At 69.7% G+C, this 26,736-nt stretch carries 27 protein-coding genes and 1 pseudogene; 7 read left to right on the forward strand and 21 right to left on the reverse strand.

Going from position 1 to position 26,736, the window contains the following annotated elements; translation table 11 throughout:
* Positions 1–8 precede the first annotated feature (8 nt).
* On the forward strand, positions 9–1,439 hold the full coding sequence (radA, locus tag AWC03_RS06855; protein ID WP_085239767.1) for a DNA repair protein RadA: 1,431 nt from the start codon (positions 9–11) through the stop codon (positions 1,437–1,439).
* Positions 1,436–2,509 carry a DNA integrity scanning diadenylate cyclase DisA gene (gene disA / locus AWC03_RS06860; protein WP_007166542.1) on the forward strand — a complete coding sequence of 358 codons (1,074 nt, stop codon included), beginning with the start codon at positions 1,436–1,438 and terminating at the stop codon, positions 2,507–2,509. Before radA ends, disA begins: the two co-directional genes overlap by 4 nt.
* Here disA and AWC03_RS06865 read toward each other — a convergent pair.
* Positions 2,506–3,309 carry a hypothetical protein gene (locus tag AWC03_RS06865; protein WP_142278336.1) on the reverse strand — a complete coding sequence of 268 codons (804 nt, stop codon included), beginning with the start codon at positions 3,307–3,309 and terminating at the stop codon, positions 2,506–2,508. The two genes, disA and AWC03_RS06865, sit on opposite strands and share 4 nt — an antisense overlap.
* A gap of 113 nt (positions 3,310–3,422) precedes the next feature.
* Complete coding sequence (locus tag AWC03_RS06870) at positions 3,423–4,040, reverse strand: carbonic anhydrase (RefSeq protein ID WP_085239769.1); 618 nt, start codon at positions 4,038–4,040, stop codon at positions 3,423–3,425.
* On the opposite strand from AWC03_RS06870, the gene AWC03_RS06875 reads away from it, so the two are divergent.
* Positions 4,039–4,950: an HhH-GPD family protein gene (locus tag AWC03_RS06875; RefSeq protein ID WP_085239770.1), complete on the forward strand. Its 912-nt coding sequence runs from the start codon at positions 4,039–4,041 to the stop codon at positions 4,948–4,950. The two genes, AWC03_RS06870 and AWC03_RS06875, sit on opposite strands and share 2 nt — an antisense overlap.
* Before the next feature lie 10 nt (positions 4,951–4,960).
* Here AWC03_RS06875 and AWC03_RS06880 read toward each other — a convergent pair whose 3' ends face one another.
* The 8 genes from AWC03_RS06880 to AWC03_RS06915 form a co-directional block, all read right to left on the reverse strand.
* Positions 4,961–6,439: a hydrogenase large subunit gene (locus tag AWC03_RS06880; protein WP_085239771.1), complete on the reverse strand. Its 1,479-nt coding sequence runs from the start codon at positions 6,437–6,439 to the stop codon at positions 4,961–4,963.
* The gene (locus tag AWC03_RS06885; protein ID WP_085239772.1) at positions 6,436–7,902 is read right to left on the reverse strand and encodes a proton-conducting transporter transmembrane domain-containing protein; all 1,467 of its coding nucleotides are present in this window, start codon (positions 7,900–7,902) and stop codon (positions 6,436–6,438) included. The genes AWC03_RS06880 and AWC03_RS06885 overlap by 4 nt, the downstream gene beginning before the upstream one ends.
* Positions 7,902–8,564 carry a hypothetical protein gene (locus tag AWC03_RS06890; protein ID WP_085239773.1) on the reverse strand — a complete coding sequence of 221 codons (663 nt, stop codon included), beginning with the start codon at positions 8,562–8,564 and terminating at the stop codon, positions 7,902–7,904. The genes AWC03_RS06885 and AWC03_RS06890 overlap by 1 nt, the downstream gene beginning before the upstream one ends.
* The gene (locus AWC03_RS06895) at positions 8,561–9,511 is read right to left on the reverse strand and encodes a respiratory chain complex I subunit 1 family protein (protein WP_085239795.1); all 951 of its coding nucleotides are present in this window, start codon (positions 9,509–9,511) and stop codon (positions 8,561–8,563) included. The genes AWC03_RS06890 and AWC03_RS06895 overlap by 4 nt, the downstream gene beginning before the upstream one ends.
* Before the next feature lie 5 nt (positions 9,512–9,516).
* On the reverse strand, positions 9,517–11,493 hold the full coding sequence (locus AWC03_RS06900) for a proton-conducting transporter transmembrane domain-containing protein (protein WP_420845647.1): 1,977 nt from the start codon (positions 11,491–11,493) through the stop codon (positions 9,517–9,519).
* The gene (locus AWC03_RS06905; RefSeq protein WP_085239774.1) at positions 11,490–11,969 is read right to left on the reverse strand and encodes an NADH-quinone oxidoreductase subunit B family protein; all 480 of its coding nucleotides are present in this window, start codon (positions 11,967–11,969) and stop codon (positions 11,490–11,492) included. Before AWC03_RS06905 ends, AWC03_RS06900 begins: the two co-directional genes overlap by 4 nt.
* Before the next feature lie 5 nt (positions 11,970–11,974).
* Positions 11,975–12,316, reverse strand: a complete 342-nt coding sequence (locus AWC03_RS06910) for a lsr2/espR transcriptional regulator (RefSeq protein ID WP_142278337.1) — start codon at positions 12,314–12,316, stop codon at positions 11,975–11,977.
* Positions 12,317–12,445: 129 nt separating this feature from the next.
* Positions 12,446–13,216 (reverse strand): alpha/beta fold hydrolase, encoded by a 771-nt coding sequence (locus tag AWC03_RS06915; protein ID WP_085239775.1) that lies wholly within the window; start codon positions 13,214–13,216, stop codon positions 12,446–12,448.
* Positions 13,217–13,279: 63 nt separating this feature from the next.
* Between AWC03_RS06915 and mhuD the strand changes: the two genes are divergently transcribed.
* From mhuD to AWC03_RS06935, 4 genes are all read left to right on the forward strand, one after another.
* The gene (gene mhuD, locus AWC03_RS06920; protein ID WP_085239776.1) at positions 13,280–13,600 is read left to right on the forward strand and encodes a mycobilin-forming heme oxygenase MhuD; all 321 of its coding nucleotides are present in this window, start codon (positions 13,280–13,282) and stop codon (positions 13,598–13,600) included.
* Positions 13,575–14,939, forward strand: coding sequence for a serine hydrolase (locus AWC03_RS06925; protein ID WP_085239777.1), 1,365 nt, complete (start codon positions 13,575–13,577; stop codon positions 14,937–14,939). Before mhuD ends, AWC03_RS06925 begins: the two co-directional genes overlap by 26 nt.
* A gap of 66 nt (positions 14,940–15,005) precedes the next feature.
* The gene (locus tag AWC03_RS06930; RefSeq protein ID WP_085239778.1) at positions 15,006–15,833 is read left to right on the forward strand and encodes an acyl-ACP desaturase; all 828 of its coding nucleotides are present in this window, start codon (positions 15,006–15,008) and stop codon (positions 15,831–15,833) included.
* A 245-nt stretch (positions 15,834–16,078) separates the two neighbouring features.
* Entirely contained in the window at positions 16,079–16,534 is a 456-nt protein-coding gene (locus AWC03_RS06935) for a pyridoxamine 5'-phosphate oxidase family protein (protein WP_420845648.1), read from the forward strand.
* A 27-nt stretch (positions 16,535–16,561) separates the two neighbouring features.
* Here AWC03_RS06935 and AWC03_RS06940 read toward each other — a convergent pair whose 3' ends face one another.
* From AWC03_RS06940 to AWC03_RS06990, 11 genes and pseudogenes are all read right to left on the reverse strand, one after another.
* A complete protein-coding gene (locus AWC03_RS06940) occupies positions 16,562–17,110 on the reverse strand; it encodes a histidine phosphatase family protein (RefSeq protein WP_085239780.1) in 549 nt (182 codons plus the stop codon).
* On the reverse strand, positions 17,107–17,898 hold the full coding sequence (locus tag AWC03_RS06945) for a CbtA family protein (protein ID WP_085239781.1): 792 nt from the start codon (positions 17,896–17,898) through the stop codon (positions 17,107–17,109). Before AWC03_RS06945 ends, AWC03_RS06940 begins: the two co-directional genes overlap by 4 nt.
* A gap of 4 nt (positions 17,899–17,902) precedes the next feature.
* Positions 17,903–18,115 (reverse strand): CbtB domain-containing protein, encoded by a 213-nt coding sequence (locus AWC03_RS06950; RefSeq protein WP_085239782.1) that lies wholly within the window; start codon positions 18,113–18,115, stop codon positions 17,903–17,905.
* Between the two features lie 198 nt (positions 18,116–18,313).
* Positions 18,314–20,848, reverse strand: a complete 2,535-nt coding sequence (gene clpC1 / locus AWC03_RS06955) for an ATP-dependent protease ATP-binding subunit ClpC (protein WP_085239783.1) — start codon at positions 20,846–20,848, stop codon at positions 18,314–18,316.
* A 316-nt stretch (positions 20,849–21,164) separates the two neighbouring features.
* The gene (lsr2, locus tag AWC03_RS06960) at positions 21,165–21,503 is read right to left on the reverse strand and encodes a histone-like nucleoid-structuring protein Lsr2 (protein ID WP_003875617.1); all 339 of its coding nucleotides are present in this window, start codon (positions 21,501–21,503) and stop codon (positions 21,165–21,167) included.
* A 124-nt stretch (positions 21,504–21,627) separates the two neighbouring features.
* Positions 21,628–23,139, reverse strand: a complete 1,512-nt coding sequence (lysS, locus tag AWC03_RS06965; RefSeq protein ID WP_085239784.1) for a lysine--tRNA ligase — start codon at positions 23,137–23,139, stop codon at positions 21,628–21,630.
* Positions 23,140–23,296: 157 nt separating this feature from the next.
* Positions 23,297–24,112: a type III pantothenate kinase gene (locus AWC03_RS06970; RefSeq protein WP_085239785.1), complete on the reverse strand. Its 816-nt coding sequence runs from the start codon at positions 24,110–24,112 to the stop codon at positions 23,297–23,299.
* Between the two features lie 2 nt (positions 24,113–24,114).
* Complete coding sequence (gene panD / locus AWC03_RS06975) at positions 24,115–24,543, reverse strand: aspartate 1-decarboxylase (protein ID WP_085239786.1); 429 nt, start codon at positions 24,541–24,543, stop codon at positions 24,115–24,117.
* Positions 24,543–25,481 (reverse strand): pantoate--beta-alanine ligase, encoded by a 939-nt coding sequence (panC, locus tag AWC03_RS06980; protein WP_085239787.1) that lies wholly within the window; start codon positions 25,479–25,481, stop codon positions 24,543–24,545. Before panC ends, panD begins: the two co-directional genes overlap by 1 nt.
* Positions 25,478–26,389 (reverse strand): Rossmann-like and DUF2520 domain-containing protein, encoded by a 912-nt coding sequence (locus AWC03_RS06985; protein ID WP_085239788.1) that lies wholly within the window; start codon positions 26,387–26,389, stop codon positions 25,478–25,480. The genes panC and AWC03_RS06985 overlap by 4 nt, the downstream gene beginning before the upstream one ends.
* 126 nt (positions 26,390–26,515) lie before the next feature.
* Positions 26,516–26,736: pseudogene (locus AWC03_RS06990) on the reverse strand (DUF6779 domain-containing protein); the annotation flags it as partial.

A 26,736-nucleotide genomic window follows, 5' to 3' on the forward strand; every position in this document is an offset into this window, starting at 1 on the left:
GTCATGGGGTGGCTAATCCGCGCTCCCAATACCGCTGCTCCGAATGCCAGCACGTCACCGCCAAGTGGGTGGGCCGCTGCCTGGAATGCGGCACCTGGGGCACCGTAGACGAGGCGCCGGTGCTGAGCGCGGTCGGCGGCCGTCGCACCAGGATCGCTTCGGCTTCGGCCTCGCGCGCGGTGCCGATCACTTCCGTCGAACCCAATGCCAGCCAACACCGCTCGACGGGCGTCGGAGAACTCGACCGCGTGCTCGGCGGCGGGGTGGTGCCGGGTTCGGTCACGCTGCTGGCGGGCGATCCCGGCGTGGGCAAGTCGACGCTGCTGCTCAAGGTGGCCCACCGCTGGGCGCTGTCGGGCCGGCGCGCGCTCTACATTTCCGGTGAGGAGTCCGCCGGCCAGATCCGGCTGCGCGCGGACCGGATCGGCTGCGGAGCCGAGGAGGTCTATCTGGCCGCCGAATCCGACGTGCACACGGTGCTGGACCACATCTCGACGGTGCGGCCCGCGCTGGTGATCGTGGACTCGGTGCAGACCATGTCGACGACGGAGGCCGACGGCGTGGCCGGTGGGGTCACGCAGGTGCGCGCGGTCACCGCCACGCTGACCGCGGCCGCGAAGGCCAACGGCGTCGCGCTGATTCTGGTCGGCCACGTCACCAAGGACGGGGCCATCGCCGGTCCGCGCTCCCTGGAGCATCTGGTCGACGTGGTGCTGCACTTCGAGGGGGACCGCAACGGATCGCTGCGCATGGTGCGCGGGATCAAGAACCGGTTCGGCGCGGCCGACGAGGTCGGATGTTTCATGCTGCAGGACAACGGGATCGAGGACGTGTCGGACCCGTCGAACCTCTTCCTGGATCAGCGGCCGGCGCCGGTCCCCGGGACGGCGATCACCGTGACGCTGGACGGCAAGCGGCCGCTCATCGGGGAGGTCCAGGCGCTGCTGGCGACCCCGGGGGGCGGCTCGCCGCGCCGCGCCGTCAGCGGCATCGACCACTCGCGGGCCGCGATGATCAGCGCCGTGCTGGAGAAGCACGGCAGGCTGGCCGTCGGTGTCAGCGACATCTACCTGTCCACCGTCGGCGGCATGCGGTTGACCGACCCCTCTTCGGATCTGGCCGTCGCAATGGCGCTGGCCTCGGCATACTCCGGCCTACCGTTGCCGACGACGGCGGTGATGATCGGCGAGGTGGGGCTGGCGGGCGACCTGCGGCGGGTCGGCGGGATGGAACGGCGGCTGGGCGAGGCCGCGCGCCAGGGATTCAGCATCGCGCTCATCCCCGACGGTGACGACCCCCGGCGTGAGATAGTCCCCAGCGGGATGCGGGCGCTGCGGGCACCGACCATTGTCGCGGCGCTGCAACACATGAAAGCCATCGCCGAGCCGCGCAGTGGCTGGACGCACAACGTGCTGGGGCCGCACAATGACACGCTGTGACCCGTCCGACACTGCGTGAAACCGTCGCCCGCCTGGCACCGGGCACCGGGCTACGGGACGGCCTGGAGCGCATCCTGCGTGGCCGCACCGGCGCGCTGATCGTCCTCGGCAACGACGAAAACGTCGAGGCCATCTGTGACGGCGGCTTCGCGCTGGACGTCCGGTACGCGCCCACCCGGCTGCGCGAGCTGGCGAAGATGGACGGCGCGGTGGTGCTGTCCACCGACGGCAGCCGCATCGTGCGCGCCAACGTGCAGCTGGTGCCGGACCCGTCGATACCCACCGACGAATCGGGGACGCGGCACCGCTCGGCGGAACGGGCGGCGATCCAGACCGGCTACCCGGTGATCTCGGTGAGCCACTCGATGAACATCGTGACCGTCTACGTGGGCGGGGAACGCCACGTGGTGGCGGATTCGGCGACCATCCTGTCGCGGGCCAACCAGGCGATCGCGACCCTGGAACGGTACAAGACCAGGCTCGACGAGGTCAGCCGGCAACTCTCGCTCGCCGAGATCGAGGATTTCGTCACGCTGCGCGACGTGATGACGGTGGTGCAGCGGCTCGAGCTGGTCCGGCGCATCGGCCTGGTGATCGACGACGACGTCGTCGAGCTGGGCACCGACGGGCGCCAGCTGCGGCTGCAGCTCGACGAGCTGCTGGGCGGCAACGACATCGCGCGGGAGCTGACCGTGCGCGACTACCACGCCAGCCCCGAGCCGCTGTCCAAAGCGCAGATGACCGCGACCCTCGACGAGCTCGACGCCCTATCGGACACCGAGCTACTCGAACTCACCGCCCTGGCAAAGGTTTTCGGCTATCCGACGACGGCGGAGGCGCAGGACTCGGCGGTCAGCCCGCGCGGCTACCGCGCGCTGGCCAGCATCCCCCGGCTGCAGTTCGCCCACTCCGACCTGCTGGTCCGGTCGTTCGGGACGCTGCAGGGCCTGCTGGCGGCCAGCGCCGGCGACCTGCAGTCGGTGGAGGGCATCGGCGCGATGTGGGCCCGCCACGTGCGGGAGGGGCTGTCGCAGCTCGCGGAGTCGACTATCGCCGACCCGCTCAGTTAGCCGGTCGGGATCGGCGCGGCCGGCGGCGCCTCGGGCGGCGGCGCGACGGCCGGTTGGCCCGGCCCCGGGCCCGGCGGCGGTGGCGGCTGATTCATGATGAACGGAACGGGCTGCGAACGCAGGTTGCCCAGCTGCACCACGAGGTTGTAGGTGCCCGGGCCGATCGCCGGCCGCGGCAGCGGGCAGTGCGGCGCCGAGCCCATCCCCGTCCACGTCACCGCGGTCGTCACCTGCTCGCCCGGGGTGAACGTCTTGATCAGCGTCTCGTTGGACGGCGCGCAGTCCAGGTTGGACCACAGCCGCTTGTTGTCCAGCGAGTACACGTAGGCCGCCAGCACGGCGGCTCCCACGTCACGCTTGCACGCCACCAGGCCGATGTTGGTGACGACCATGGTGAACTTTGGCTGATCACCGATGAAGTACTGGGGCGCGTTGGTCAGGCCCTTGACGGCCAGCGTCGAATCGGGGCAGTCGTCGCCCTCTTTCAGCACCGGCGGCGGCTGCACCGCGGCGGTCGGGGTGGGCATCTCGGGGTTCTGCCCCTGCTGCGGCACGGCCGGGTTGGGCTGCTCCCCGGGGGCCGCCGGCGGAGGCGCCTGCGGCGCGGGCGAACCGGGCTTGCTCTGAGCGGAATTGGGCTTGCCGACACTGGCGGGCTTGGCGCCCGAGTTGTGTCCCATGAAGGCGATGACCGCGGCGACCACGATCCCGACGACGACGACCGCGACGCCCACGGCCAGGCCACGGCGCCGCCAATAGATCTCGGTGGGTAGCGGGCCACGCGGTTCCAGATCCAGCACGTTTGCAGCGTAAGCCCAGGTCACGTCGAGTTGCCTGACCCGCCCCGGCGTGTCGCGGTGTTTGCTGGCTGACCGTCGTGTAAATGACGGGCCAGAAACGGCTCACTCCCCCGCTATTCGCCGATGTCGCCGACGTGGTCGACCAGCACGGCCCGGCCGTCGGCCAGGTGGTAGGTGGCGCCGGCGATCGCCAGGGTGCCCGCGGCCACCCGCTCGGCGATCGCGGACGAACGCGACATGAGCTGGGCGACCGTCTCGCGCACGTGGCGCTCCTCGAACTCGTCGACCCGGGTCAGGCCGTCGCGGCGGCCCATCAGGATCGAGGGCGCGACCCGCTCCACCACGTCTCGCACGAAACCGCCCGGCACCGAACCGTCGTTGATGGCGGCCAGGGCGGCCTTGACGGCGCCGCAGCTGTCATGGCCCAGGACGACGATGAGCGGCACCTCGAGCACGACCACCGCGAACTCGATCGAGCCCAGCACCGCCGAGTCGATGGCCTGCCCGGCGGTGCGCACCACGAACATGTCGCCGAGGCCCTGGTCGAAGATGAGCTCGGCCGCAACCCGGCTGTCCGCGCAGCCGAACACCACCGCGGTGGGCCTCTGCCCGCCGGCCAGGCGGGCCCGGTGTTCGACACTCTGGCTCGGATGCTGAGGCTTCCCGGCGACGAATCGCTCGTTACCCTCTTTGAGTGCTTTCCATGCGGTTACCGGACTGGTGTTAGGCATGGCTGACATCATGCCGCATCCGCCGGCGGACGGCCCGAAACACATATCAGTTACCGACCTTCTTGACTGGTACGAACGATCGCGCCGCGACCTGCCCTGGCGGGAGCCCGGCGTCAGCGCGTGGCAGATCCTGGTCAGCGAATTCATGTTGCAGCAGACGCCGGTGTCGCGGGTGCTACCGGTCTGGACGGACTGGGTGTCCCGGTGGCCCACCCCGTCGGCGACCGCCGCGGCCAGCGCCGCCGACGTGCTGCGGGCCTGGGGCAAGCTGGGTTACCCGCGGCGGGCCAAGCGTTTGCACGAATGCGCGACCGTCATCGCGCGCGAGCACGACGACGTCGTCCCCGCCGACGTCGACACCCTGCTGACCCTGCCCGGCATCGGCAGCTACACCGCCCGCGCGATCGCTTGTTTCGCCTACCGCCAACGGGTTCCGGTGGTCGACACCAACGTGCGCCGGGTGGTCGCCCGGGCCGTGCACGGGCGGGCCGACGCCGGCAACCCGTCCGCGACGCGCGACCACGCCGACGTCGACGCCCTGCTGCCGGCCGACGATGCGGCGCCGCGGTTTTCGGTGGCCCTGATGGAGTTGGGCGCGACGGTGTGCACGGCACGGGCGCCGCGGTGCGGGTTTTGCCCGCTTGCCCGGTGCGCGTGGCGGGAGGCCGGATACGCCCCGGCGCAGGGGCCGGCCCGGCGGGTACAGACCTACGCCGGAACCGACCGTCAGGTCCGCGGCAGGCTGCTGGATGTGTTGCGCGCCAACGACTCGCCGGTCACCCGGGCGGAGCTCGACGTGGCGTGGCTGACCGACACCGCCCAACGCGACCGCGCACTGGATTCGCTGCTGGTCGACGGCCTGGTGACCCGGACGGCCGACGGCCGATTCGCGCTGCTGGGCGAGGCGTAGCGGCCGCGCGTCAGAGATCGTTGCCGGCGTAGGACTGGTTGAAGCTCTTGTTGGCCAGCGGGAAGTCGGGGACGATCGTGTCGGCCATCGCGACCGGCAGTGCCGGCCAGTTGAACCACGACGGGTCGACGATCTTCGCGCGCGTGATCCGACCCGCGGCGTCGGTCTCGGCGCGGTGCACGATGGTCCCGCGCCAGCCCTCGACGATGCCGATGCCGCTGCGGGGCATCTGCGGCGCCGGCACCCGCACCTCGTATGTGATTGGGCCGCAGTGGGATTCGGTCAGATGGCACGCCAGGTCGGTGGACGCGGCAAATTCGTCGCGCCGCACGGTGTAGCGGGCCAGCACGTCACCCGCGGCGGCGCCGACCTCGGTGACGGGCAGCGCGACGGTGGGGTGTTCCACTCGGGCGTCCGTGCGCATGCCGCTCGCCCGCGCGACATAGCCCAGGCAGCCGAGGGCCTGCGCGTCGTCGCGGTGCAGGGCGGCGGTCCCGGCGAAGCGGTCATAAACAACGGTGTTGTGCAGAGTCAGCTCGGCGATCTCGGCGAGGTCGTCGGCGATCCGCCGCAGCGCGGCGACGTCGGGCAGCGCCCGCAGCGTGACGGCGCCCGGGCGGATGGCGCCGCGCAGCAGCCGATGCCCGGTGACTGCGGCGTTGAGTCGCAACAACTCTTCGCGGATGCGTTGCGCGTGCGCGTTCGCCAGCCCGAAGGCGACGTCGTTGGCCAGCGCGCCGAGATCGGCGGCGTGGTTGTAGAGCCGCTCGAGTTCGACCAGCAGCGCCCGCAACCGGTGCGCCTCGTCGGGAAGTTGCATCCCGAGCGCGTCCTCGACGGCCAGGCAGTGGGCGAGTGCGTGCCCGACAGACGTGTCGCCGCTGACGCGTTCGGCCAGTTCGACCGCGGCGCCGGCGGGCCGGCCGTGAAACAGCTTCTCGACGCCCCGGTGGACGAACCACAGTCGGGCCTTGAGCCGCAGCACGGTTTCGCCGGCGACGGAGAACCGGAAGTGGCCGGGTTCGATCAGCCCGGCGTGCACGGGCCCCACCGGGATTTCGTACACCCCGGGCCCCTCGACGGTGACAAACGGAAACCGGCCGGCGGCATCGAATTCCGGGACGGCCGCGGCGTCGCCGCGCATCGGGTACCACTGTTCGGGCCAGTGGGCATGCCGCACCAGCCGGCGCGCCTTGGGATGCCCGACGCACCGGATGCCATACAGGTCCGCCATTTCCCGCTCGAAGCGGCTGGCGGCAAACGACAGATAGGCCAGCGATCGGATCGCCGAAACATCCTTGGGCACCACACATTCGAGCTCCACGCGGCGATCCGGCCATCCGGCCAGGAACAGATAGACGACGCGGAATGCCGAACCGTCGTCGTGCGCGGCCACCAGGCCCAGACGAAACCCCTTGCCCAGCAGGTCCTCAGCCGTTTCCGCCAGCCGGTCCTGGGCCAGCCGGTGGCGCTGCCATTGCGGCCTCACCGCGGTCCCCCGACGGCGCCGGCCGCGATGGTGAACAGATCGGTGAGCGGCCCGGCGGTGACGCCCAGGGCGATCGATGCGGCGACGCCGACGACCAGCGCGGCGGCGACCGTTCGCGGGACCGCGATCTCGGGTGCGGCGGCCGGCCCGCCGAGCAGGATGCGGCCGGCGTTGCGGGCCAGCGCGGCGAAGGCGATCGCGACCAGCAGCATGCCGGCGGCGAGGGCCCAGGTGAGCCGGGCGTCGGCGAGGGACCGGGCGATGGCCAGCTCGCTGGCGAACATCGCGAACGGCGGCAGGCCGAGCAGGACCACCACCCCGACGGCGAGTGACACACCGATGAGGCGGGAGCGCCGCAGCACGGCGGTGATGTCGGCGATCGTGGTCGACTCGTGAGCGGCCTGCAGCTGGCCGCTCGCCAGGAAGAGCACCGTCTTGCCTATCCCGTGAGCGAGGACGTGCAGCAGCAGCGCGGCGATGGCCAGCGAGGTTCCCGCCGCCGCGGCGATCGCGATCAGACCCATGTTCTCCATGGACGAATAGGCCAGCATGCGTTTGATGTCGGGCGTGACCGTCAGCATCAGCGCGGCGACCACCAGCGTCGCCAGCCCGATCACCAACAGGCCCGACCGCATGAAGGTGGGCCCGGTGGCGGCGCCGATCACCGGCTTGAGGCGAATCAACACCGAGAAGGCCACCGACAGCAGCACCCCGCTCATCAGCGCCGAAACCGGCGCCGGGGCCTGGCTGTGGGCGTCGGCCAACCAGGTGTGGAACGGGAACAACCCCGCCTTGGCGCCGTAGCCGACGAGCAGCAGTCCGCCTGCCAGCCGGGCGATGCCGGGATCGAGCCCGCCGGCGTGCGCCGCCAGGACGTCGAGGTTCAGGGCGGCGGCGGCCGGCGCGCCGGCATGCTGGGCGGCGTAGTACAGCAGCACGGTGCCCAGAAAGGCGACGGCGATGCCGACCGAGCAGATCACGACGTACTTCCAGGTCGCCTCGAGCGCGCCACGGGTGCGGCGGTGCCCGACCAGGAAGGCGGTGATCACCGTGGTCGCCTCGATCGCGATCCAGATCACGCCGATGTTGTTGGCGCACACCGCGACCACCATCGCCGCCAGGAAGCCGGCCGTCAGGGCCCCGTACACCCGGGCACCGCGCAGATCGGTGTGATCGTGCGCGAGTTCGGCGTCGAGGTAGCCGATGCTCGCCCAGGTGGCCAGTGTGGCAACGATGCCGATGACGATCAGCATCGTGGCGGTGAGCGCGTCGAGCCGCAGCAGCCCGCCCAACGCCAACCGGGCGCCGGACCCGACACCGAAGGCGAGCGCCGTGCCGCACGCGAGGACCGTCAGCGCCGATCCGACGATCAGCGTCGCGGTCGCCCGGCGCCAGCCGGCGACCAGGACGGCCACCGAGGCGCCGACCGGGGTGAGGATCGCGGCGAGCAGTAAACCGGTCATCAGTCGTGCAGCTCCTGTAGCGCGTCCAGGTCGGCACCGCCGAAGGCATGGGACAGCCGGCCCGTGAGCACGCCGATGACGATGACGGCGAACAACACGTCCAGCGAGGCGCCGAGTTCGACGATGAGCGGCACGCCGGCCGTGAGCAGGAACGCGGTGGCGGCGATTCCGTTGTCCAGCATGAGGAATCCCGCCGCCTGCGACACCGCGTGCCGCCGGGTGACCATCACGAGCAGGGCGATGAGCACCACCGCGGTGGCGGCCGGCACCGCGGTGGTGGTGGCGGCGGGCTGCAGGTTCACCAGGGGTCCGGTCACGGCGAACGCGGCCAGCGTCAGCGCGGCGGTGATGAGCAGCGACGTGGCGGTGTTCACCAGCGGGGTGGCTTCCCGGCGCGACCGCGAATCGGCGCCGGCCGCGCGGGCCAGCAGTCGCGGCAGCACCGCAACCCGCAGGAGCAGCACCGCCACGCCGACGCCGATGAGCGCGCCGTCGCGGTCGTACACGCCCCGCAGCACCGGGATGGCGGCCAGGGCGGCGCCCTGCCACGCCAGCAACCGGATGATGGCGGCCAGGTCGCGGCGCCACACGATCAGCACCGCGGCCAGCAGCAGCCCGCCTGCGGCGAGGTCGACCAGGACCGAGAACGTGCCGTAGGTCATGCCGGCACCACGAAGAAGTTGGCGGCCACGACCGCGAGCACCGCCAACAGGAACGACCCCGCCAGCAATTCGGGCACCCGGAACAGCCGCAGCTTGGCGATGAACACCTCGACGGTGGCCAGCACTCCGGCGAGCAACGCGACCTTGGCGGCCACCGCCGCGATGCCGACGACGATCTCGACGGCGCCGGGCCGGCCGCCGGCAATGCCCCAGGGCGCGAACAGGTTCGCCAGCAGCGCCAGCAACACCGTCAGTCGCATCCCGGCCGCCCACTCGACCAGGGCCAGCCGCGGGCCGGCGTATTCGAGGATCATCGCCTCGTGCACCATCGTCAGCTCGAGATGGGTGGACGGATTGTCCACCGGCAGCCGCCCGGTCTCGGCGACGATCACGATCACCAGCGCGGCGAACGCCAGTACCGCGGCCAGCGACACCACCTGCCCGGGATGGGCGATCGTATTCGACACCAGCGCACCGAGATTCGCCGACCCCGCCGGCATGGACAGGGCGAAGACCGCGAGCAAGATGGTGGGTTCGACGAGTGCGGCGATGGTGATCTCGCGACTGGCGCCCATGCCGCCGAACGAGGTGCCGGTGTCGATGCCGGCCAGGGTCAGCGCGACGGTCCCGACGAACAGCAGCCCCACCACGGCGAACAGGTCGGCGCCGGCGTCCAGGGGCGATCCGGTGGCGACCAGCGGCGCGATCGCGGCGATCAGCAGCGTGGTTCCGGCGACGACCGCGGGTGCGGCAGCGAACACCGCCGTCGTGCCGCGCGGGGTGACCTGTTGCTTGCCAAGCTGTTTGACGATGTCACGCCAGGGCTGCAGGACGCCACCGCCAACGCGGCCTTCCCAGCGGGCGCGCACCTGCCGGGTCAGCCCGACCACCAGCGGGGCCCCGACCATGACGCCGCCGACCTGAACCGCACCCGCGAGGTAGGACATGGCGTTCATCGGGCGGCCACCAAGACGATCAGCACACCGAGCGCACCGTAGGCCAGATACAGGTGCACGCTGCCCGGGTGGGCGCGGCGCACCAGTCCGGCTGCGGCCGCGACCGCGCGGATCACCGGCGGATAGCAGCGTTCCTCGATCGCGTCGGCGATTCTGCTGCGGTAGGTGATCTTGTCGGCCAGATAACGTGACTCGGCGGTGTGCGTGACTTCGACGTCGGTGTCGGGGCGCAGCACGTCGTCGAAGATTCGTTGCAGCGGCTCGGCGAACGACGTGGCGGTGTATTGCATTCGCGGCGTGAGATCCTCTGCGCCGCAAGCCCATAGCGGCGGCGCGGCGGATGCCGGGCGACGCCCGGAGCGCCAACGGCCCAGCAGGGCCGCGGTCAGGGTGGCCAGCACGACACCCGCCGCGATCACCCCGGGCGCGATCGAGCCCGGGGGGCCGGGCAGCCGCACCACGGCCCCGATGCCGTTGAATCGCACCGAATCGGCCGCGGGGAGCGCCGCGATCGCCCGGCGCAGCGCGGGCCCGACGGCCGAGGGTGCCACCGCCAGCACCAGGCAGGCCGCCGCCGCGACCGCCATCCCGGCCAGCATGGTGCGCGGCGACTCCCGAGCCTGCGCGGCCTCCTCCGAGCGCGGCCGCGCCAAGAATCCGATCCCGAACGCCTTGACCATTGCCGCCACACCCAGACCCGTGGTGAGCGCTACCGCGCCGACCGCCAGCGGCGTGGTCAACGCCAGTACGGCGGAATGCTGTCGAGCGGCGTGGATCAGCGACTGCAGCAACAGCCACTCGCTGACGAACCCGGCGCCCAGCGGCAGTCCCGATGCCCCCAGCGCGGCCACCCCGAACAGGATTGTCGTCGCCGGCATCCGCCGGGCCAGGCCGCCCAGCCGGTCCAGGTCGCGCAGCCCGGTCGCGGCCAGCACCGAACCCGCGGCGAGGAATCCGAGGCTCTTGAACGCCGCGTGCGCGACGAGGTGCAGCATCGCGGCGGCCGCCGCGATCGTCGCCGGGCCGTTCGCGCCGGCGGCCGCGAACAGCGTCGCGGCGCCCAGCGCCAGCGTGATCAAGCCGAGGTTCTCGGTCGTCGAATAGGCCAGCAGCCGTTTGAGATCGGTGGCCACCGAGGCCTGCACCACCCCGTAGAGCGCCGACAACCCGCCGACCACCATCATGGTCAGCCCCCACCAGCGCGGGCCGGGACCGAGCAGTTGCAGATCGACGCGGCAGATGCCGTAGACGCCGAGGTTCACCATTGCGGCACTCATCAGCGCCGACACCGGGCTCGGCGCCTCCGGGTGGGCGCGCGGCAGCCACGCGTGCAGCGGCACCAGCCCGGCCTTCGAGCCGAAGCCCGCCAGCGTCAACAGGAACACCGCGGTGCACGCGCCGGGGGGTATCCGGTGCAAGTCGGCGAACCGGTCCGCCGCACCGGCAGCCGAGAGCACCATCAGGCCGATCAGGATTGCCACGAAGCCCAACTGGGTCATCACCGCGTACACCAGCGCGGCGGAGCGGACCGCCGGGTGGGTGTGGTGGGCGAGCACCAACACCAACGACGCGACCGCCATCGACTCCCACACCAGCAGGAAGGTGGTGACCGAGGCCGCCGCGGGCACCAGGAGCATGGCCGCGACGAAGGCCGGGAGCACCGCCAGGGTGACGGGCCCCAACTGCTCGCGCCGGGCATACCCGATCGTGTACAGCCCGGCCACGATTGCGACCGCCCCCGTGAGCGCCATGAAGAATCCGCCCAGCGGATCGAGGCTCAGCTCGACACCCGCCAACGGAAGCAGCCACCCGATGCGGACCGCGCGCGCCGGACCGAACATTCCCAGCGCGCCGGCCCACACCCCGCCGACACCCAGCAGGGCGGTCAGCGTGCCCGCACAGATCGGCGGGAAGGCGTTGCGGCGCAACAGCTCTGGAGCGGGCACCATGCGGTCCGCCAACACCGCGGTCACTTGCCGGTCACCGACCGCAGAGCCGCGACGATCTCGCTCGGCGCGGGCGGGCAGCCCGGGATTTCCACGTCGACCTCCACCAGCTCCCCGACCGCGCCCGCCACGCCGTAGGCGGCTGCGAAAACCCCCCGGTTGATGGCGCAATCCCCGCACGCGATCACCCGGCGCGGCAACGGCGTGGCCTCGATAGTGCTGCGCAACGGGCCGGACATGTTGTGCGTCACGACACCGGTCACCAGCAGCGCATCCGCGTGGCGCGGCGAGGCCACCAACCGGGCGCCGAACCGCTCGGCGTCATAGACCGGCCCGAACGCGCCCGAGATCTCCACCTCGCACCCGTTGCAGGACCCCGCGTCCACGTGCCGGATCTGAAGCGAACCCCGCACCCCGGCGGGCGGATCGGTCACCGGCTCCGGGGCCGGTGGTGCCGGTTCGGCGATCCGACCGGCCTTGAAGGCTTTGCTGACCCAGCCCATGTGCGCTACTCCGCACCGCCGCCGGTCCGCAGGCCCTCCAGCATCGCCACGCGGTCGCTGAGCACCCCGGTGAGAACCTTGCGCGCCACCATCAACAGTTCGGCGATATCGGGCGACGCGATCGAGTAGATCATCGTGTTGCCGTCCCGCAGCGCGTCGACCACACCGGCCCGGCGCAGGACGCCGAGCTGCTGGGACAGGTTGGACGCTTCGAGCCCGACCTCGGGCAGCAGCTCGGCCACCGACTTGTCGCCCCCCACCAGCAGCTCCAGAATCCTGATCCGCGCGGGATGCCCCAGCGTCTTGAAGAACTCCGCCTTGAGCTTGTACAGCGGCTCGGTCACCACCCGGCTCCTGAAGATTACAAACTTTCTACGCTTGAACGATTGAAGAATTTATCATATTGCTGTGGCGTTCCCAACGAGCGGTCCGACATCCGGCTGTCCCGGCGTGCGCGCCGGCCGGATCGCCGGCGCTCAGCCGCGCGCGGGCAACGTGGCCAGGAAAGACTCGACCGCGTCGCCATACGCCCGCGGCGCCTCGTCGTGGATCAAGTGACCGGCGCCTTCGACATGCACATACGTTGCGGCAGGGTGAGTTTCGGCCATCTCACGCATCTGGCCAGCAGGGGTGACCGAGTCGCCCGCCTCGATGAGCAGCGCTGGGGCCCGCACCGCCCGCCACTGCTCCCAGAAGTCTCGGGTGCCCCATTCGGCGGCGATCTCGATCCACCGCGCGGGGTGACCGTGCAGGCGCCAACCGGTGGCGGTGCGGTCGAAGGCCTCCAGGAAGTAGCGCCCCGCGACGGCCCCGAACTCCTCGATCACCCGCTCCGCGGAGTCGAACTCGACCGGAAGCGCGTGCAGCCACGGCTCCCACGCACCGGTGGTGCGGCCGCGGAAGTCCGCGGCCATGTCCTCGAGCACCAGCGCGGACACCAGTTCGGGATGCTGCGCGGCCAGACACCACGCGTGCAGGGCGCCCATCGAATGACCGAGAAGCGTGACCGGCGCCTCGAGCGTGCTCACGGCGTCGGCCAGGTCGGCCACGAACCGCTCGGTGCAGATCGGGTTCGGGTCGTCGACGCCGCGGCCCCGGTGCCACAACGCGTCGTAGGTGTACACGGCGCCCAGGCGAGTCAGCCACGGCAACTGCCGGGACCAGGTGGTGCCACGCCCCATCAGGCCGTGCACCAGCACCAACGGCGCGCCTTGCCCCCCGCGGCAAGTGAGCAGATCACCGGGCATGTCACCATCCTGCGTGCCCCGCCCTGCAGTTGGACAGGCCGGGCGAGAGGGTAGCCTAGCGGCATGCCGCCAGTGGTGAAGATCAACGCAATCGAAGTACCCGCCGACGCCGGCCCCGAGCTGGAGAAGCGGTTCGCACACCGGGCGCACGCGGTCGACAACCAGCCCGGCTTCCTCGGGTTTCAGCTGCTCCGCCCGATCAAGGGCGAGAACCGCTACTTCGTCGTCACGCAATGGGAGTCCGAGGACGCGTTTCAGGCGTGGGCGCAAGGGCCTGCCATCGCGGCCCATGCCGGGGAGCGGGCGAACCCGGTCGCGACCGGGGCATCGCTGCTGGAATTCGAGGTTGTGATGGACGTTGCCGGCAACAAGCAGGCTGGCTAGCGGGTTCTGGGCCCGGCGCCGCGCAGTGGCGTTGAGCGCCGCCGCCGCACTGGTAGTGATGTGCGCGCCCGGTTGCGCGCCCTCCCCCTCTCCGCAGGCGAACGCGGCCAACCCCGGCCGCCAGATCGATGTCCGCACACCGCCGGGCATCCGGGCCCAGCAGACGCTGGACATGCTCAACTCGGACTGGCCCATCGGCCCGGTCGGCGTCGGCACCCTGGCCACACCGGACATGGTCAAGCCGGTGCAGACCACCATGGAGTCACTGTGGTGGGACCGCCCGTTCACCCTCGACGGCGTGGATCTGGGCGCCAGCGTGGCCACCTTGCACCTGACGTCGTCCTACGGTGCGCGCCAAGACATCCGCATCCACACCGACGACGGTGGGTGGGTCGATCGATTCGAGCTCGAGACGCAATCGCCGAAGATCAACTCGTGGCACGACATCGACGCGGTGTTGAGCAAGACCGGCGCCCGCTACTCCTACCAGGTCGCCAAGGTCGACGACGGGCACTGCGACCCGGTCGCAGGCACCAACACCGGTGAATCCTTGCCGCTGGCATCGATTTTCAAGTTGTACGTGCTGCACGCCGTCGCCGGCGCGATCCGCGCCGGCACGGTCTCCTGGGACGATCAGCTGACCGTCACCGACAAGAGCCGGGCGGTGGGCTCGTCCGGATTGGCTTTGCCTGCCGGAGCGCATGTCTCGGTCCGGACGGCCGCCGAGAAGATGATCGCGACGAGCGACAACATGGCGACCGACCTGCTGATCGGGAAGCTGGGCACCCACGCCATCGAGCAAGCGCTCGCCACGGCCGGCCACCACGACCCGGCCAGCATGACGCCGTTCCCCACGATGTACGAGCTGTTCTCGGTGGGCTGGGGCAAGCCCGATCTGCGCGAGCAGTGGCAGCGCGGTTCACCGCAGGTCCGTGCCCGACTGCTGGCCCAGGCCAACGACACTCCCTACGAACCGGATCCGACGCGCGCCCACACTCCGGCGTCGTCGTACGGCGCGGAGTGGTATGGCAACGCCGAGGACATCTGCCGGATCCATACGGCCCTGCAGGCCGACGCCGTGGGCAAGGCGGCACCGGTCAAACAGATCCTCTCCGCGGTGTCGGGCATCCAGCTGGACCGCAACGTCTGGCCGTACATCGGCGCGAAAGCCGGTGGCCTGCCGGGTGATCTGACCTTCAGTTGGTACGCCGTCGACAGGACGCAGCAGCCGTACGTGGTCAGCTTCCAGCTCAACTGGCCGCGCGACCACGGGCCGACCGTGACGGGGTGGATGCTGAAGATCGCCCAGCAGGCCTTCGCGCTCATCGCGCCGCGATAGCCCTCACCACACAAGCGCCCGCCGGGCGGCGTTCGGGACGGTGGTGACGAGGTCTAGTTTGGCCGCATGCCACAAGAACGCGTCGCATCACCGTTGATGCTCGAACTCGAACCGGTCGTCAGCGAAACCTACTCCCGCCACATCGAGGCGGCCACCCCCTGGTATCCGCACGACCATGTGCCATTCGATCGAGGTCAGAACTTCGCGTCCCTGGGTGGCCGGGATTGGGATCCAGCTCAGGTCACGCTTCCGGATCACGTCGTCGACGCGGCGGAGATCATGCTGATCACCAAGGACGCGTTGGTGGGCCAGCACCACCGGCTGGCGGAACACTTCCTCCTGACGGGCTGGTGGGGCAAGTGGGTCGGCCGGTGGGCGGCCGACGAGAACTTGCACGCGTTCGCCCTGCGGCAAAACCTCGTACTGACCCGCCAGATCGACCCGATCGCCAACGAGATGGTCCGCGTCGAGCATGTGACGAAAGGCCAAGACACCGATGACCACACCCAGGTGGAGGCCATGGTGTTGATGGCGCTGCGGGAATCCACCCACGCGGTGTTCCTGCGGCGGCTGGCGGCGCGGATCGAAGAACCTGTCCTGCGCCGCCTTGTCGAGGTCATCGCGGCCGACGACGAGCGCCACGAGACATTCTTCGCCGAGATCGTCCGCGCCTGCTTGCGGATTGTGCCCGCCGCGACGATCTCGGCGATCGTCGCCCGCGCGCTCGAGCTGGAAGTAGTCGGTGCAGATATCGAGGCGTATGAGGGCAAGGTCCGCAACGTCGCCGAGAGCGGCATCTTCGGCCAGGACACGCTGCGGGACGCCATTTCCGACCGCATCAAGAAGTGGAATCTGGCGGGGCTTCCCGAGTTGAGCAACTTCGTCGTCGCCTGAGCCGAGACCGACCGCCGGTTGAGCCATGGGCCAGATAAGTGACGCACACCACACGCGACCCGGGACTTTTGGCCCTTCCGGCCGGTGTGTCGCCAGACGAGACTGCAGAATTTGCCAGAGTCGAGGTCCGAACGAAAAGAGGTAGTGCGGTTGTCTGTGCAGATGGGTCATGATCGGCGGCAACTCAAAGTGGCTGCGTCTCATGACGTTCCCCACCGCGCCGGTCACGCATGCGGTGGTGGACGGTGACCGAGGACTTGAGAACGGCAGCGCTGGCGCCACGCCGCGAGGTGGTCCAACTCGACGAATTCGAGGCGATGCGGCTGCTGGCCAGCATCGACCATGGGCGGGTGGTGTTCAACGACAAGGCGCTGCCCACGATCCGCCTGGTGAACCATCTCGTCGACGACGGGCGGATCATCGTGCGCACCCGCCTGGCGGCGAAGGTCTCCACCGTGGTGCGATCCGGCGCTGACGCCGGTGTGGTGATGGCGTATGAAGTCGACCGCCTCGACCCCGAGCGGCGCGCGGGCTGGAGCGTGGCGGTCACCGGGTGGGCGACCACGATCACCGACCCCCAGCAGCTCGCGCGCTACGAACGACTCCTACACCCGTGGGTGAACATGACCATGGACACCATGATCGCGATCCGACCGGAGATCATCACCGGCATCCGCATCGTCGACGGCGCTCCCGAATAGCCGACGCGCTCGCTCCGCTGATAGCGGCTACCAGCGGAGCGTCCAACAGCCGCCACGGTAATGCAGGGCGGTGCGACTGATCGGCGCAATGTCCATCCGCCAGAACGATTTCGCGGGGACGTCGAGCGCCAGCAGAATCGCCGCCCGGATCACCGCAGGGTGCGTCACCGCGACGGTGGCGGCCGCGTTCTCGGTCAACGAGTTCAGCCATCGGGCCACCCGCTGCATCAGCTCGGTGATCGACTCGCCGCCGTGCGGGGCGCGGGTCGGATCGGTCAGCCAGACCATCAGGTCGCCGGGCGGCACGTCCTCCAGCCTCTTGCCCTGCCAGGGACCGCAATTCAGGTCGGCCAGCAGCGGATCCACGGTGGCGTCGAATCCCAGCAAGCCCGCCGTTTGTCGGGCCCGTCGCTCGGGCCCGGTGAAATAGCTTACGCCGCGGCGGAATTGAGCGGCAGCGGCTTCGGCCTGGCGGCAGCCGACGTCGTTGAGGGGTTCATCGCCGGGGAAGCGCGCGGCGGCTATCGCGTCGGTCATCGCGTGCGCCACCAGCGTCAGCCGGACAACCTCCGTCACGCCGCGATGCCCGCCGCCCGTCCACTCCCGGTGCGCTCCCCGAGCAGCCGCCCGGCGAGCGTCCCGAACACCACGCCGATGGTCACCCACAACACCAACTGCGTGGCCAGTGAGAGCAGCCTGAACTCGTAGAGGGTGCCGGCGGGAAAGCCCGGATAGACGATCGACCCCGAAGCGTCGCGCAGCGGTTCGGGTGTCTCGGCGACGCTCGGAAGCAGCACCATCACCACGGCAACGGCCGCGACGTATGCACCCGCCGCCAGCAGCCGCCCGTGCCACGCGCCGAACCGGGCCGTCAGCAACCGCGCCAGCCACACCGCGGCGAAGGCCAGCACCACCGACGCCAACACCATCACCAGATACCAGCCGGTGCGCGCCCCGATCGTGTCCGCCTGCCCCACCGCCGGTGGATTCGGCGGATACTTCACGAACGGCACCAAGTAGACCGCGACGAACGCTGCCACCGCGAGCAGCAGCGAAAGCGCCTGCACCCCAACGTCTTTCGTCCGCGCCACGAGCACGCAGAGCAGCACGGCGAACAGAGCACCGACCGCGACACCGAAGATGAGCACACCGAAACCCAGCCCGGCGTTGGACTGCACGCCACGGCTGAACAACTCGGCGCCATGCTCGTGCACGCCATGGGCGTTCTCGGCGTCGGCCCGGCCGTCCTCGAAAGCGATCGCGCGGCCGATCACCGGCTCGGCGCACAGGCGGGCGAAGACGAAGGCCAGCACCGCACCGACTGCACCCGCCACCAGGCCGCGCCCGATCAGACGCTTCTCCACGCGATCAGTGGCAGGGGAAGCCGAGCAGATGCCGCGCGTCGTGCAGGAATTCGTGCACGTGCGAATCGCCGCCGAACAGCGACACGGCGCCCTGTTCGACGCCGACGAAGTAGAGCGCCAGCAGCGCCAGGAAGGCGGTCGCGGTCAACCAGAGCGCGGCGCTCGCCGCCGACAGGTCAACGGATCGGACACGGACAACTCGCTGGCGATCGGACATCGTCGGCTCCTTCTGGGGATTACGCGTCCCCGTTGGCTGCGACGAGTTTCGGGTCTGACTGTGGACAGTGGCGCGACCGTTCTGGAATTTCACCAGATTCCGTTACTCGTCAGGGCAGACGCCAGTAAACCACGGGCGGCCGGACAAGCGAAACGGGCGGCGGTCCCATGCGGAACCGCCGCCCGTTTCGTTCGACCGCTACGGGGTCTCGGGCGCGGCGTGCGCCCCGGCCTTCGCCAGGTCCGGCTCGGCCGGCGGCTTGCGGGCCCCGGTGAAGGTGAACACCGCGTCCTCGCCGGCGCTCTCGCCGTCCCAGTTGTCCACGTCGACCGTGACGACCTGCCCCGGTCCGACCTCCTCGAACAGGATCTTCTCCGAGAGCTGGTCCTCGATCTCGCGCTGGATGGTGCGCCGCAGCGGGCGGGCACCCAGCACCGGATCGAAGCCGCGCTTGGCCAGCAGCGACTTGGCCTTCTCCGTCAGCTCCAGAGCCATGTCCTTGGTCTTGAGCTGGCCCGCGACCCGGCTGATCATCAGATCGACCATCTTGATGATCTCGTCCTTGGTCAGCTGGTGGAAGACGATGATGTCGTCGATGCGGTTGAGGAACTCCGGGCGGAAATGCTTCTTCAGCTCGTCGTTGACCTTCTGCTTCATCCGCTCGTAGTTGTTCTCGCCACCACCCTGCGTGAAGCCCAGGCCGACCGGCTTGGAGATGTCGGACGTCCCGAGGTTCGAGGTGAAGATCAGCACGGTGTTCTTGAAGTCCACCGTGCGTCCCTGCCCGTCGGTGAGCCGGCCGTCCTCGAGGACCTGCAACAGGCTGTTGTAGATCTCCTGGTGGGCCTTTTCGATCTCGTCGAACAACACCACCGAGAACGGCTTGCGCCGCACCTTTTCGGTGAGCTGGCCGCCCTCCTCGTACCCGACATATCCCGGCGGGGCGCCGAACAGGCGCGACGCGGTGAACCGGTCGTGGAACTCGCCCATGTCGATCTGGATGAGCGCGTCGTCGTCGCCGAACAGGAAGTTGGCCAGCGCCTTGGACAGCTCGGTCTTACCGACGCCGGACGGGCCGGCGAAGATGAACGAACCCGACGGGCGCTTGGGGTCCTTCAACCCGGCGCGGGTGCGGCGGATCGCCTTGGAGACCGCCTTGACGGCGTCCTCCTGGCCGATGATCCGCTTGTGCAGCTCGTCCTCCATGCGCAGCAGGCGGGTGGTCTCGGCCTCGGTGAGCTTGAACACCGGGATGCCGGTCCAGTTGCCCAGCACCTCGGCGATCTGCTCGTCGTCCACCTCGGCAACCACGTCCAGATCTCCCGAGCGCCACTGCTTTTCGCGCTCGGCCCGCTGGGCGACCAGCTGCTTCTCCCGGTCCCGCAGGCTGGCGGCCTTCTCGAAGTCCTGCGCGTCGATCGCGGATTCCTTCTCCCGCCGCGCGTCGGCGATCTTCTCGTCGAACTCGCGCAGGTCTGGCGGAGCGGTCATCCGGCGGATCCGCATCCTCGCGCCCGCCTCGTCGATCAGGTCGATCGCCTTGTCCGGCAGGAACCGGTCGTTGATGTAGCGGTCCGCCAGGGTGGCGGCGGCCACCAGCGCCGCATCGGAGATCGACACCCGGTGGTGCGCCTCGTAGCGGTCGCGCAGCCCCTTGAGGATCTCGATGGTGTGCTCCACCGTCGGCTCCCCGACCTGCACGGGCTGGAAGCGGCGCTCCAGGGCGGCGTCCTTCTCGATGTACTTGCGGTACTCGTCGAGCGTGGTGGCGCCGATGGTCTGCAGCTCGCCGCGGGCCAGCTTGGGCTTGAGGATCGACGCGGCGTCGATCGCGCCCTCGGCGGCACCTGCACCGACGAGCGTGTGCAGCTCGTCGATGAACAGGATGATGTCGCCGCGCGTGTTGATCTCCTTGAGCACCTTCTTCAGGCGTTCCTCGAAATCACCGCGGTAGCGCGAGCCGGCGACCAGCGAGCCGAGGTCCAGCGTGTAGAGCTGCTTGTCCTTCAGCGTCTCCGGCACCTGGCCGTGCACGATGGCCTGCGCCAGGCCCTCGACGACGGCGGTCTTGCCGACGCCGGGCTCACCGATCAGCACCGGGTTGTTCTTGGTGCGCCGGCTCAGGACCTGCATGACGCGCTCGATTTCCTTCTCGCGGCCGATGACCGGGTCGAGCTTGCCCTCCATCGCGGCGGCCGTCAGGTTGCGCCCGAACTGGTCGAGCACCAACGAGGTCGACGGGCTGCCCGATTCGCCGCCGCGGCCACCGGTACCGGCCTCCGCGGCCTCCTTGCCCTGGTAGCCGGAGAGCAGCTGGATGACCTGCTGGCGCACCCGGGTCAGCTCGGCGCCCAGCTTGACCAGCACCTGGGCGGCCACGCCCTCACCCTCGCGGATGAGGCCGAGCAGGATGTGCTCGGTGCCGATGTAGTTGTGGCCCAGCTGCAGCGCCTCACGCAGGCTCAGCTCGAGAACCTTCTTGGCGCGCGGCGTGAACGGGATGTGCCCGGACGGCGCCTGCTGGCCCTGGCCGATGATCTCCTCGACCTGGCTGCGCACGCCCTCGAGCGAGATTCCCAGCGACTCCAAAGACTTCGCGGCGACGCCCTCGCCCTCGTGGATCAAACCCAGCAGGATGTGCTCGGTGCCGATGTAGTTGTGGTTGAGCATCCGGGCCTCTTCCTGCGCCAGGACGACGACCCTGCGGGCACGGTCGGTAAAACGTTCAAACATCGGTGGTTACCTGCTCTCCCTCACCATCGGTACTGGCCTCTTAGCGGCCCACCGGCCCCTGTTGGGACCGGAATCGCATACCTTCCATCCACTGTAATGGTCGGTCTGCCAGGGGGCATAACCTTGCGGTTGCTCACTGCTGAAACACCCGCGCGCCCGTTTCGGGCGATCTCCCCTGTGATCACAGCGCCGTTACCGGAGCAACGTGGCCGGGCCCCAATTCGTTTCCTCAATCCGCGGGCAGGCCTTTCGCCGCCAGCGAAATGACAAACCGGCGCCAAGGCCGTTGCGGCCCGGGCGCCGGTTTGCAGGTTCGTCAGGTCGCCGCGTGGAATGCGTCGATGACGTCGGCGGGGATGCGGCCCCGCGTCGACACGTTGTGGCCGTTGCGGCGGGCCCATTCGCGGATCGCCGCGCTCTGCTCGCGGTCGATCGCGCCGCGGCCGCGCCCGGAGCCGGAACGCCCCCGCCGCCGCCCGCCGACCCGGCGCCCGGCTTCCACCCACTGCTTCAGGTCGTTGCGGAGTTTCGCGGCATTCTTGGACGAAAGGTCAATCTCATAGGTCACCCCGTCAAGCCCGAATTCGACCGTTTCATCGGCTGCGCCGGCACCGTCGAAATCATCGACCAAGGTGACGGTCACTTTTTTCGCCATTGGCTTATCCTCGCATTTCGTCCTGAGCAGTTGCTGAGCAGATTGGGTGCGCCTCCCCGGGCAATCAATCTGCCATAACAAGGCAGCATACTCAATCCGGCCGCAAAGCGCACAGTTGCACTTTTCAGCCGGAGTGTGGCCGAACAATCGGGAACAAAACTGTCTCTCGAATTGACAGCCCGGTCAAAGTCATCAACAACCGATCGATACCCATTCCGGTTCCCGTACACGGCGGCATCGCATACTCGAGCGCGGCGAGAAAGTCTTCGTCGAGCGCCATGGCTTCGTCATCGCCGGCCGCCGCGGCGCGGGCTTGCGCGGCGAATCTCTCCCGCTGCACGACGGGGTCGTTCAATTCGGAGTACCCGGTGGCCAGTTCGACCCCGCGGATGTAGAGGTCCCACTTTTCCGTCACACCGGGGATGCTGCGGTGCTGACGCGTCAAAGGCGTTGTCTCGACCGGAAAATCCCGCACGAAGGTGGGCGCGGTCAGCGTGTTGCCCACGGCGTGCTCCCAGAGTTCCTCGACGAGCTTTCCGTGGCCGTAACCCCGGTCGCGGGGGATTTCCACCCCGAGCCGCTCCGCGATCGCCCACAGGCGGTCGGCCTGCGTCTCGGGGGTGATCTCTTCCCCGAGTGCCGCCGACAGGGACGGGTACATTTGAATCGACGCCCATTCTCCGTCTATGTCGTAGACACTGCCGTCGGGCAGCGGTAGTTGTCTGGTTCCGATCGCCTCATCAGCGACCTCTTGAATAAGCTCCCGCGTGACGACCTCCGAATCGTCATAGGTTCCGTACGCCTGGTAGGTCTCCAGCATGGAGAATTCCGGAGAATGAGTGGAATCGGCGCCCTCGTTTCGGAAGACTCGATTTACTTCGAAGACCTTGTCGAAACCACCGACGACGCAGCGCTTGAGGAACAGTTCCGGCGCGATCCGCAGGTACAGATCCATGTCGAGCGCATTGGAATGCGTGACGAACGGGCGCGCCGCCGCGCCGCCCGCCAGCGTCTGCAACATCGGCGTTTCGACTTCGAGAAACCCGCGCCGTTCGAGCGCGTTGCGTATCGCGCGGACCACGGCGATTCTCTGCCGCGCCACCGTGCGGGCCTGGGGACGCACGATGAGGTCGACGTAGCGCTGCCGCACCCGCGCCTCCTCGCTCATCTCCTTGTGGGCCACCGGCAACGGCCGCAACGACTTGGCCGCGATTTGCCAGGAATCGGCCAGGACGGACAATTCGCCGCGGCGTGAGCTGATCACGTTGCCGTGCACGTAGACGATGTCGCCGAGGTCGACGTCGGCTTTCCAGGCGTCCAGCGATTCGCGGCCCACCTTGTCGAGGCTGAGCATCACCTGCAGGCTGGTGCCGTCGCCCTCCTGCAGCGTCGCGAAGCACAGTTTCCCGGAGTTGCGCGCAAAGATCACCCGGCCGGCGACGCCGACGACGTCGTCGGTCGCGGTGTCGACCGGCAGGTCGGGATGGTCGGCGCGCACCTGCGCCAGGGTGTGGGTGCGTTCGACGGCGACCGGATAGGGTTCGCGGCCCTCCGCCAACAAGCGAGCGCGCTTGTCCCGGCGGATGCGGAACTGCTCGGGCAGGTCTGCTGCGGCATCCTCACTGGCGTCACTCACGAGCTGCCAGCTTAAATGACCTGGTATGGCCGCCGGTCACGGGCATCGAGCGTGCGTTCGGGGCTTTACGTGTGCGCCCCGGGCGCAAATTGCGGCCGCGTCCCTGCCAGGGTTCACCCGCGACGCCCTGGGCGCACACTCGATGCGGTTCTCCCGCTCAGCGCGCGGACTTCAGCCGGCCGCGCTGGGCGTCCCGGTTGCGTTCGAATACCAGCCGCAGTCCGTGCAGGGTCAGATGCTGGTCGTAATGGCTGGCCGTGTGCAGCTCGGGCAGCAGCAACGGTGCCGTGTGTCCCGTCGCCACCACCGCCACGTCGTCGCCGGCGAAGCCCTCGACGTCCTCGCGGATGCGTCCGACCAGGCCGTCGACCAGCCCGGCGAACCCGAACACCGCCCCGGCCTGCATGCATTCGACGGTGTTCTTGCCCACCACCGAACGGGGGCGGGACAGTTCCACCCGGCGCAGCGCGGCGGAGCGCGCCGCGGCGGCGTCCGAGGAGACCTGCACGCCCGGGGCGATCGCGCCGCCGAGGAATTCGCCCTTGGCCGACACGACGTCCACACAGATCGAGGATCCGAAGTCGATGACGATCGCGGCGCTTTGGAAGCGGTGGAATGCGGCCAGGCAGTTGACGATCCGGTCGGCGCCGACTTCCTTGGGGTTGTCGACCAGCAGCGGGATGCCGGTGCGCACACCCGGCTCGATCAGCACGTGCGGCACCGACGGCCAGTACTGGTCGAGCATGATCCGCACCTCGTGCAGCACCGAAGGAACGGTGGACAGCGCGGCGGCGCCGGTGAGCCGCTCGGAGTCGTCGCCGATCAGGCCGTCGATGGTCAGGGCCAGCTCGTCGGCGGTCACCTCGGACTCCGTCCGAATCCGCCACTGCTGCACGACCTTTGCGTGCTCCTTGGACCCGGAGATCAGCCCCACGACGGTGTGGGTGTTACGAACGTCGATGGCCAGCAGCACGGTTACCCCGCAACGATTCTGGGATCCAACAGCTCGGCGGCGGCGGATACGTCGTCGGGCACGAAGGCCGGATCGTGGCCCAGGTCGATCGGCTTGTTGTCGGCGTCGACGAACACGATCCGCGGCCGGTAGGCCCGCGCCTCGGCCTCCTCCATGGTCCCGTATGCGATCAGGATCACCAGGTCACCGGGATGCACGAGATGTGCTGCCGCGCCGTTGATTCCGATCACGCCACTGCCGCGTTCCCCGGTGATCGCATAGGTGACCAGGCGGGCACCGTTGTCGATGTCGACGATGGTCACCTGCTCGCCCTCGAGCAGGTCCGCAGCGTCCATCAGGTCGGCGTCGATGGTCACCGAGCCGACGTAGTGCAGGTCAGCCTGCGTGACGGTGGCGCGGTGAATCTTCGACCTGAGCATCGTCCGTAGCATCAATTCCTCCAAGATGATTCACGGGTGTCCCGATATCCGTCCGGCCCCACGGGTGCCGGCGAAGTCTCGATCTCGATCGCGATGTTGTCCAGCAGCCTGGTGCTGCCCAACCGGACGGCGACGACCAGCCGGCCGGTTCTGTTGGCGCCCAACGGGCCCAGGTCGGGGTCGCGCAACTCGAGGTAGTCGACCGTGAGCTCGGGCACGGCGTCGAGCACCGCGCGCGCCGCGTCCAGCGCGGCCCGGGGGCCGGCGTCGGCGGCGTGCGCCGCCGCAGTCAGCGCCGCCGACACCGCCACGGCGGCCTCGCGCTGCACCGGATCGAGGTAGCGGTTGCGCGACGACATGGCCAGCCCGTCGGCTTCGCGCACGGTGGGCACGCCGACCACGGCGACGTCGATGTTCAGGTCGGCGACCATCTGGCGGATCAGCACGAGTTGCTGATAGTCCTTCTCGCCGAAGAACACTCGGTCGGGACGCACGATCTGCAGCAGCTTGCACACCACGGTCAGGACACCGGCGAAGTGCGTCGGCCGCTGCCCGCCCTCGAGGTCGGCGGCCAGCGGGCCGGGCTGCACGGTGGTGCGCAGGCCGTCGGGATACATCGCCGCCGCCGTTGGCGCGAAGACGATTTCGACGCCTTCGCCGCGCAGCAGCGCCAGGTCGTCGTCCAGCGTCCGCGGGTAGGCGTCCAGGTCTTCGCCCGCGCCGAACTGGAGGGGGTTGACGAAGATCGACACCACCACCACCGCGCCGGGCACCCGCTTGGCGGCGCGGACCAGCGTGAGGTGCCCGTCGTGCAGCGCGCCCATGGTGGGGACCAGCATCACCCGGCGACCGGTGTGCCGCAGCGCGCGGCAGACGTCGGTGACCTCGCGCGGGCGCGAGTACAGGTGGAGTTCGCCGGCCTTGAAGGGGGGCCGCTTGCCCGGTGTCATCCCGCCAGCACCTCGACGACGTCGGCGGGCGCGTGCGCGCGCCGGGCGGTCCGCAGGGCGTTCACCCGGTACGCCTGCGCCAGTTCCGGGTCCACGCGATTCAGCGCGGCCAGGTGCCCGGCGACCGCGCCCGCGTCGCCGCGCGCAACCGGCCCGGTCAGCGCGGCCTGCCCGCGTTGCAGGGTGTTCTCCAGCGCGGCCCGGGCCAGCGGCCCCACGATGCGTTCGGCGATGCCGCCCGGGGAGTCGTCGACGGATTCCTGGCCGAGCAGTTCGCTGCCGCGCAGCGCGGCGCGCAACGCCTCGAGCGCGTCCGCGAGCACCGTGACCAGGTGGTTCCCGGCGTGTGCCAGAGCGGCGTGGTAGAGCACCCGCGCTTCCTCCCGCACGCAGAACGGTTCGCCGCCCATCTCCAGGACGAGCGACTGCCCGATCGCATACCCCACGTCGTCGGCCGCGGTGATGCCGAAGCAGGTGTCGGGCAGCCTGCTGATGTCCTCGTCGGACCCGGTGAACGTCATCGCCGGGTGGATCGCCAGCGGTATGCAACCGTCCTGGGCCAGCGGGGCGAGGATGCCGACGCCGTTGGCGCCGGAGGTGTGGGCGACGATCGTGCCCGGCCGCACGGCGGACGTCGCGGCCAACCCGGACACCAGGCCGGGGAGTTCGTTGTCGGGGACGGCCAGCACCAGCAGCTCGGCGCCGGCGGCGACGTCGGGCGGCGGCATCACCGGGGTGTCGGGCAGCCAGCGCTGCGCCCGCTGCCGGGACGCGTGGGAGATGGCGCTGCACGCCACCACGACGTGGTCGGCCCGCTCCAGCGCGACACCGAGCGCGGTGCCCACCCGGCCGGCCGAGATGATCCCCACTTTGAGCCTGGCCGGGCGCAAACCGTCGAACTGCACCATCGCAGACGACCTCACAGATTTCTTCGTTCGTTCCGGTCCCACCCCGTGGGTACCGTTCGGTCACTCAAACTGTAGTCGATTGGCCGGCCCCGACCAATGCAAGCCCAATGTGAGGAAGCTCCCAGCTCAGCCGTCGCGGCGACGACGGCGGCCCCCCTCCGGCGGCTGGATCTGCAGCCGCGCCAGCAGGTCGGCAACCGACTGGCCGCCCGTCTGGGCGGCCTCGCCCGGGCCCTCCACGCCGTCGAGTTCGGCGCCGCCGTGCCGCGGCGCGTGCTCCGGCGGGGGCGGCGGGGCCAACCGCGGTGGTAGTTGCTCGGCGGCAGGGGGCGGCGAGCACCTATGAA

It is taken from the genome of Mycobacterium europaeum, assembly GCF_002102155.1.
GTDB classification, from domain to species: Bacteria; Actinomycetota; Actinomycetes; order Mycobacteriales; family Mycobacteriaceae; genus Mycobacterium; species Mycobacterium europaeum.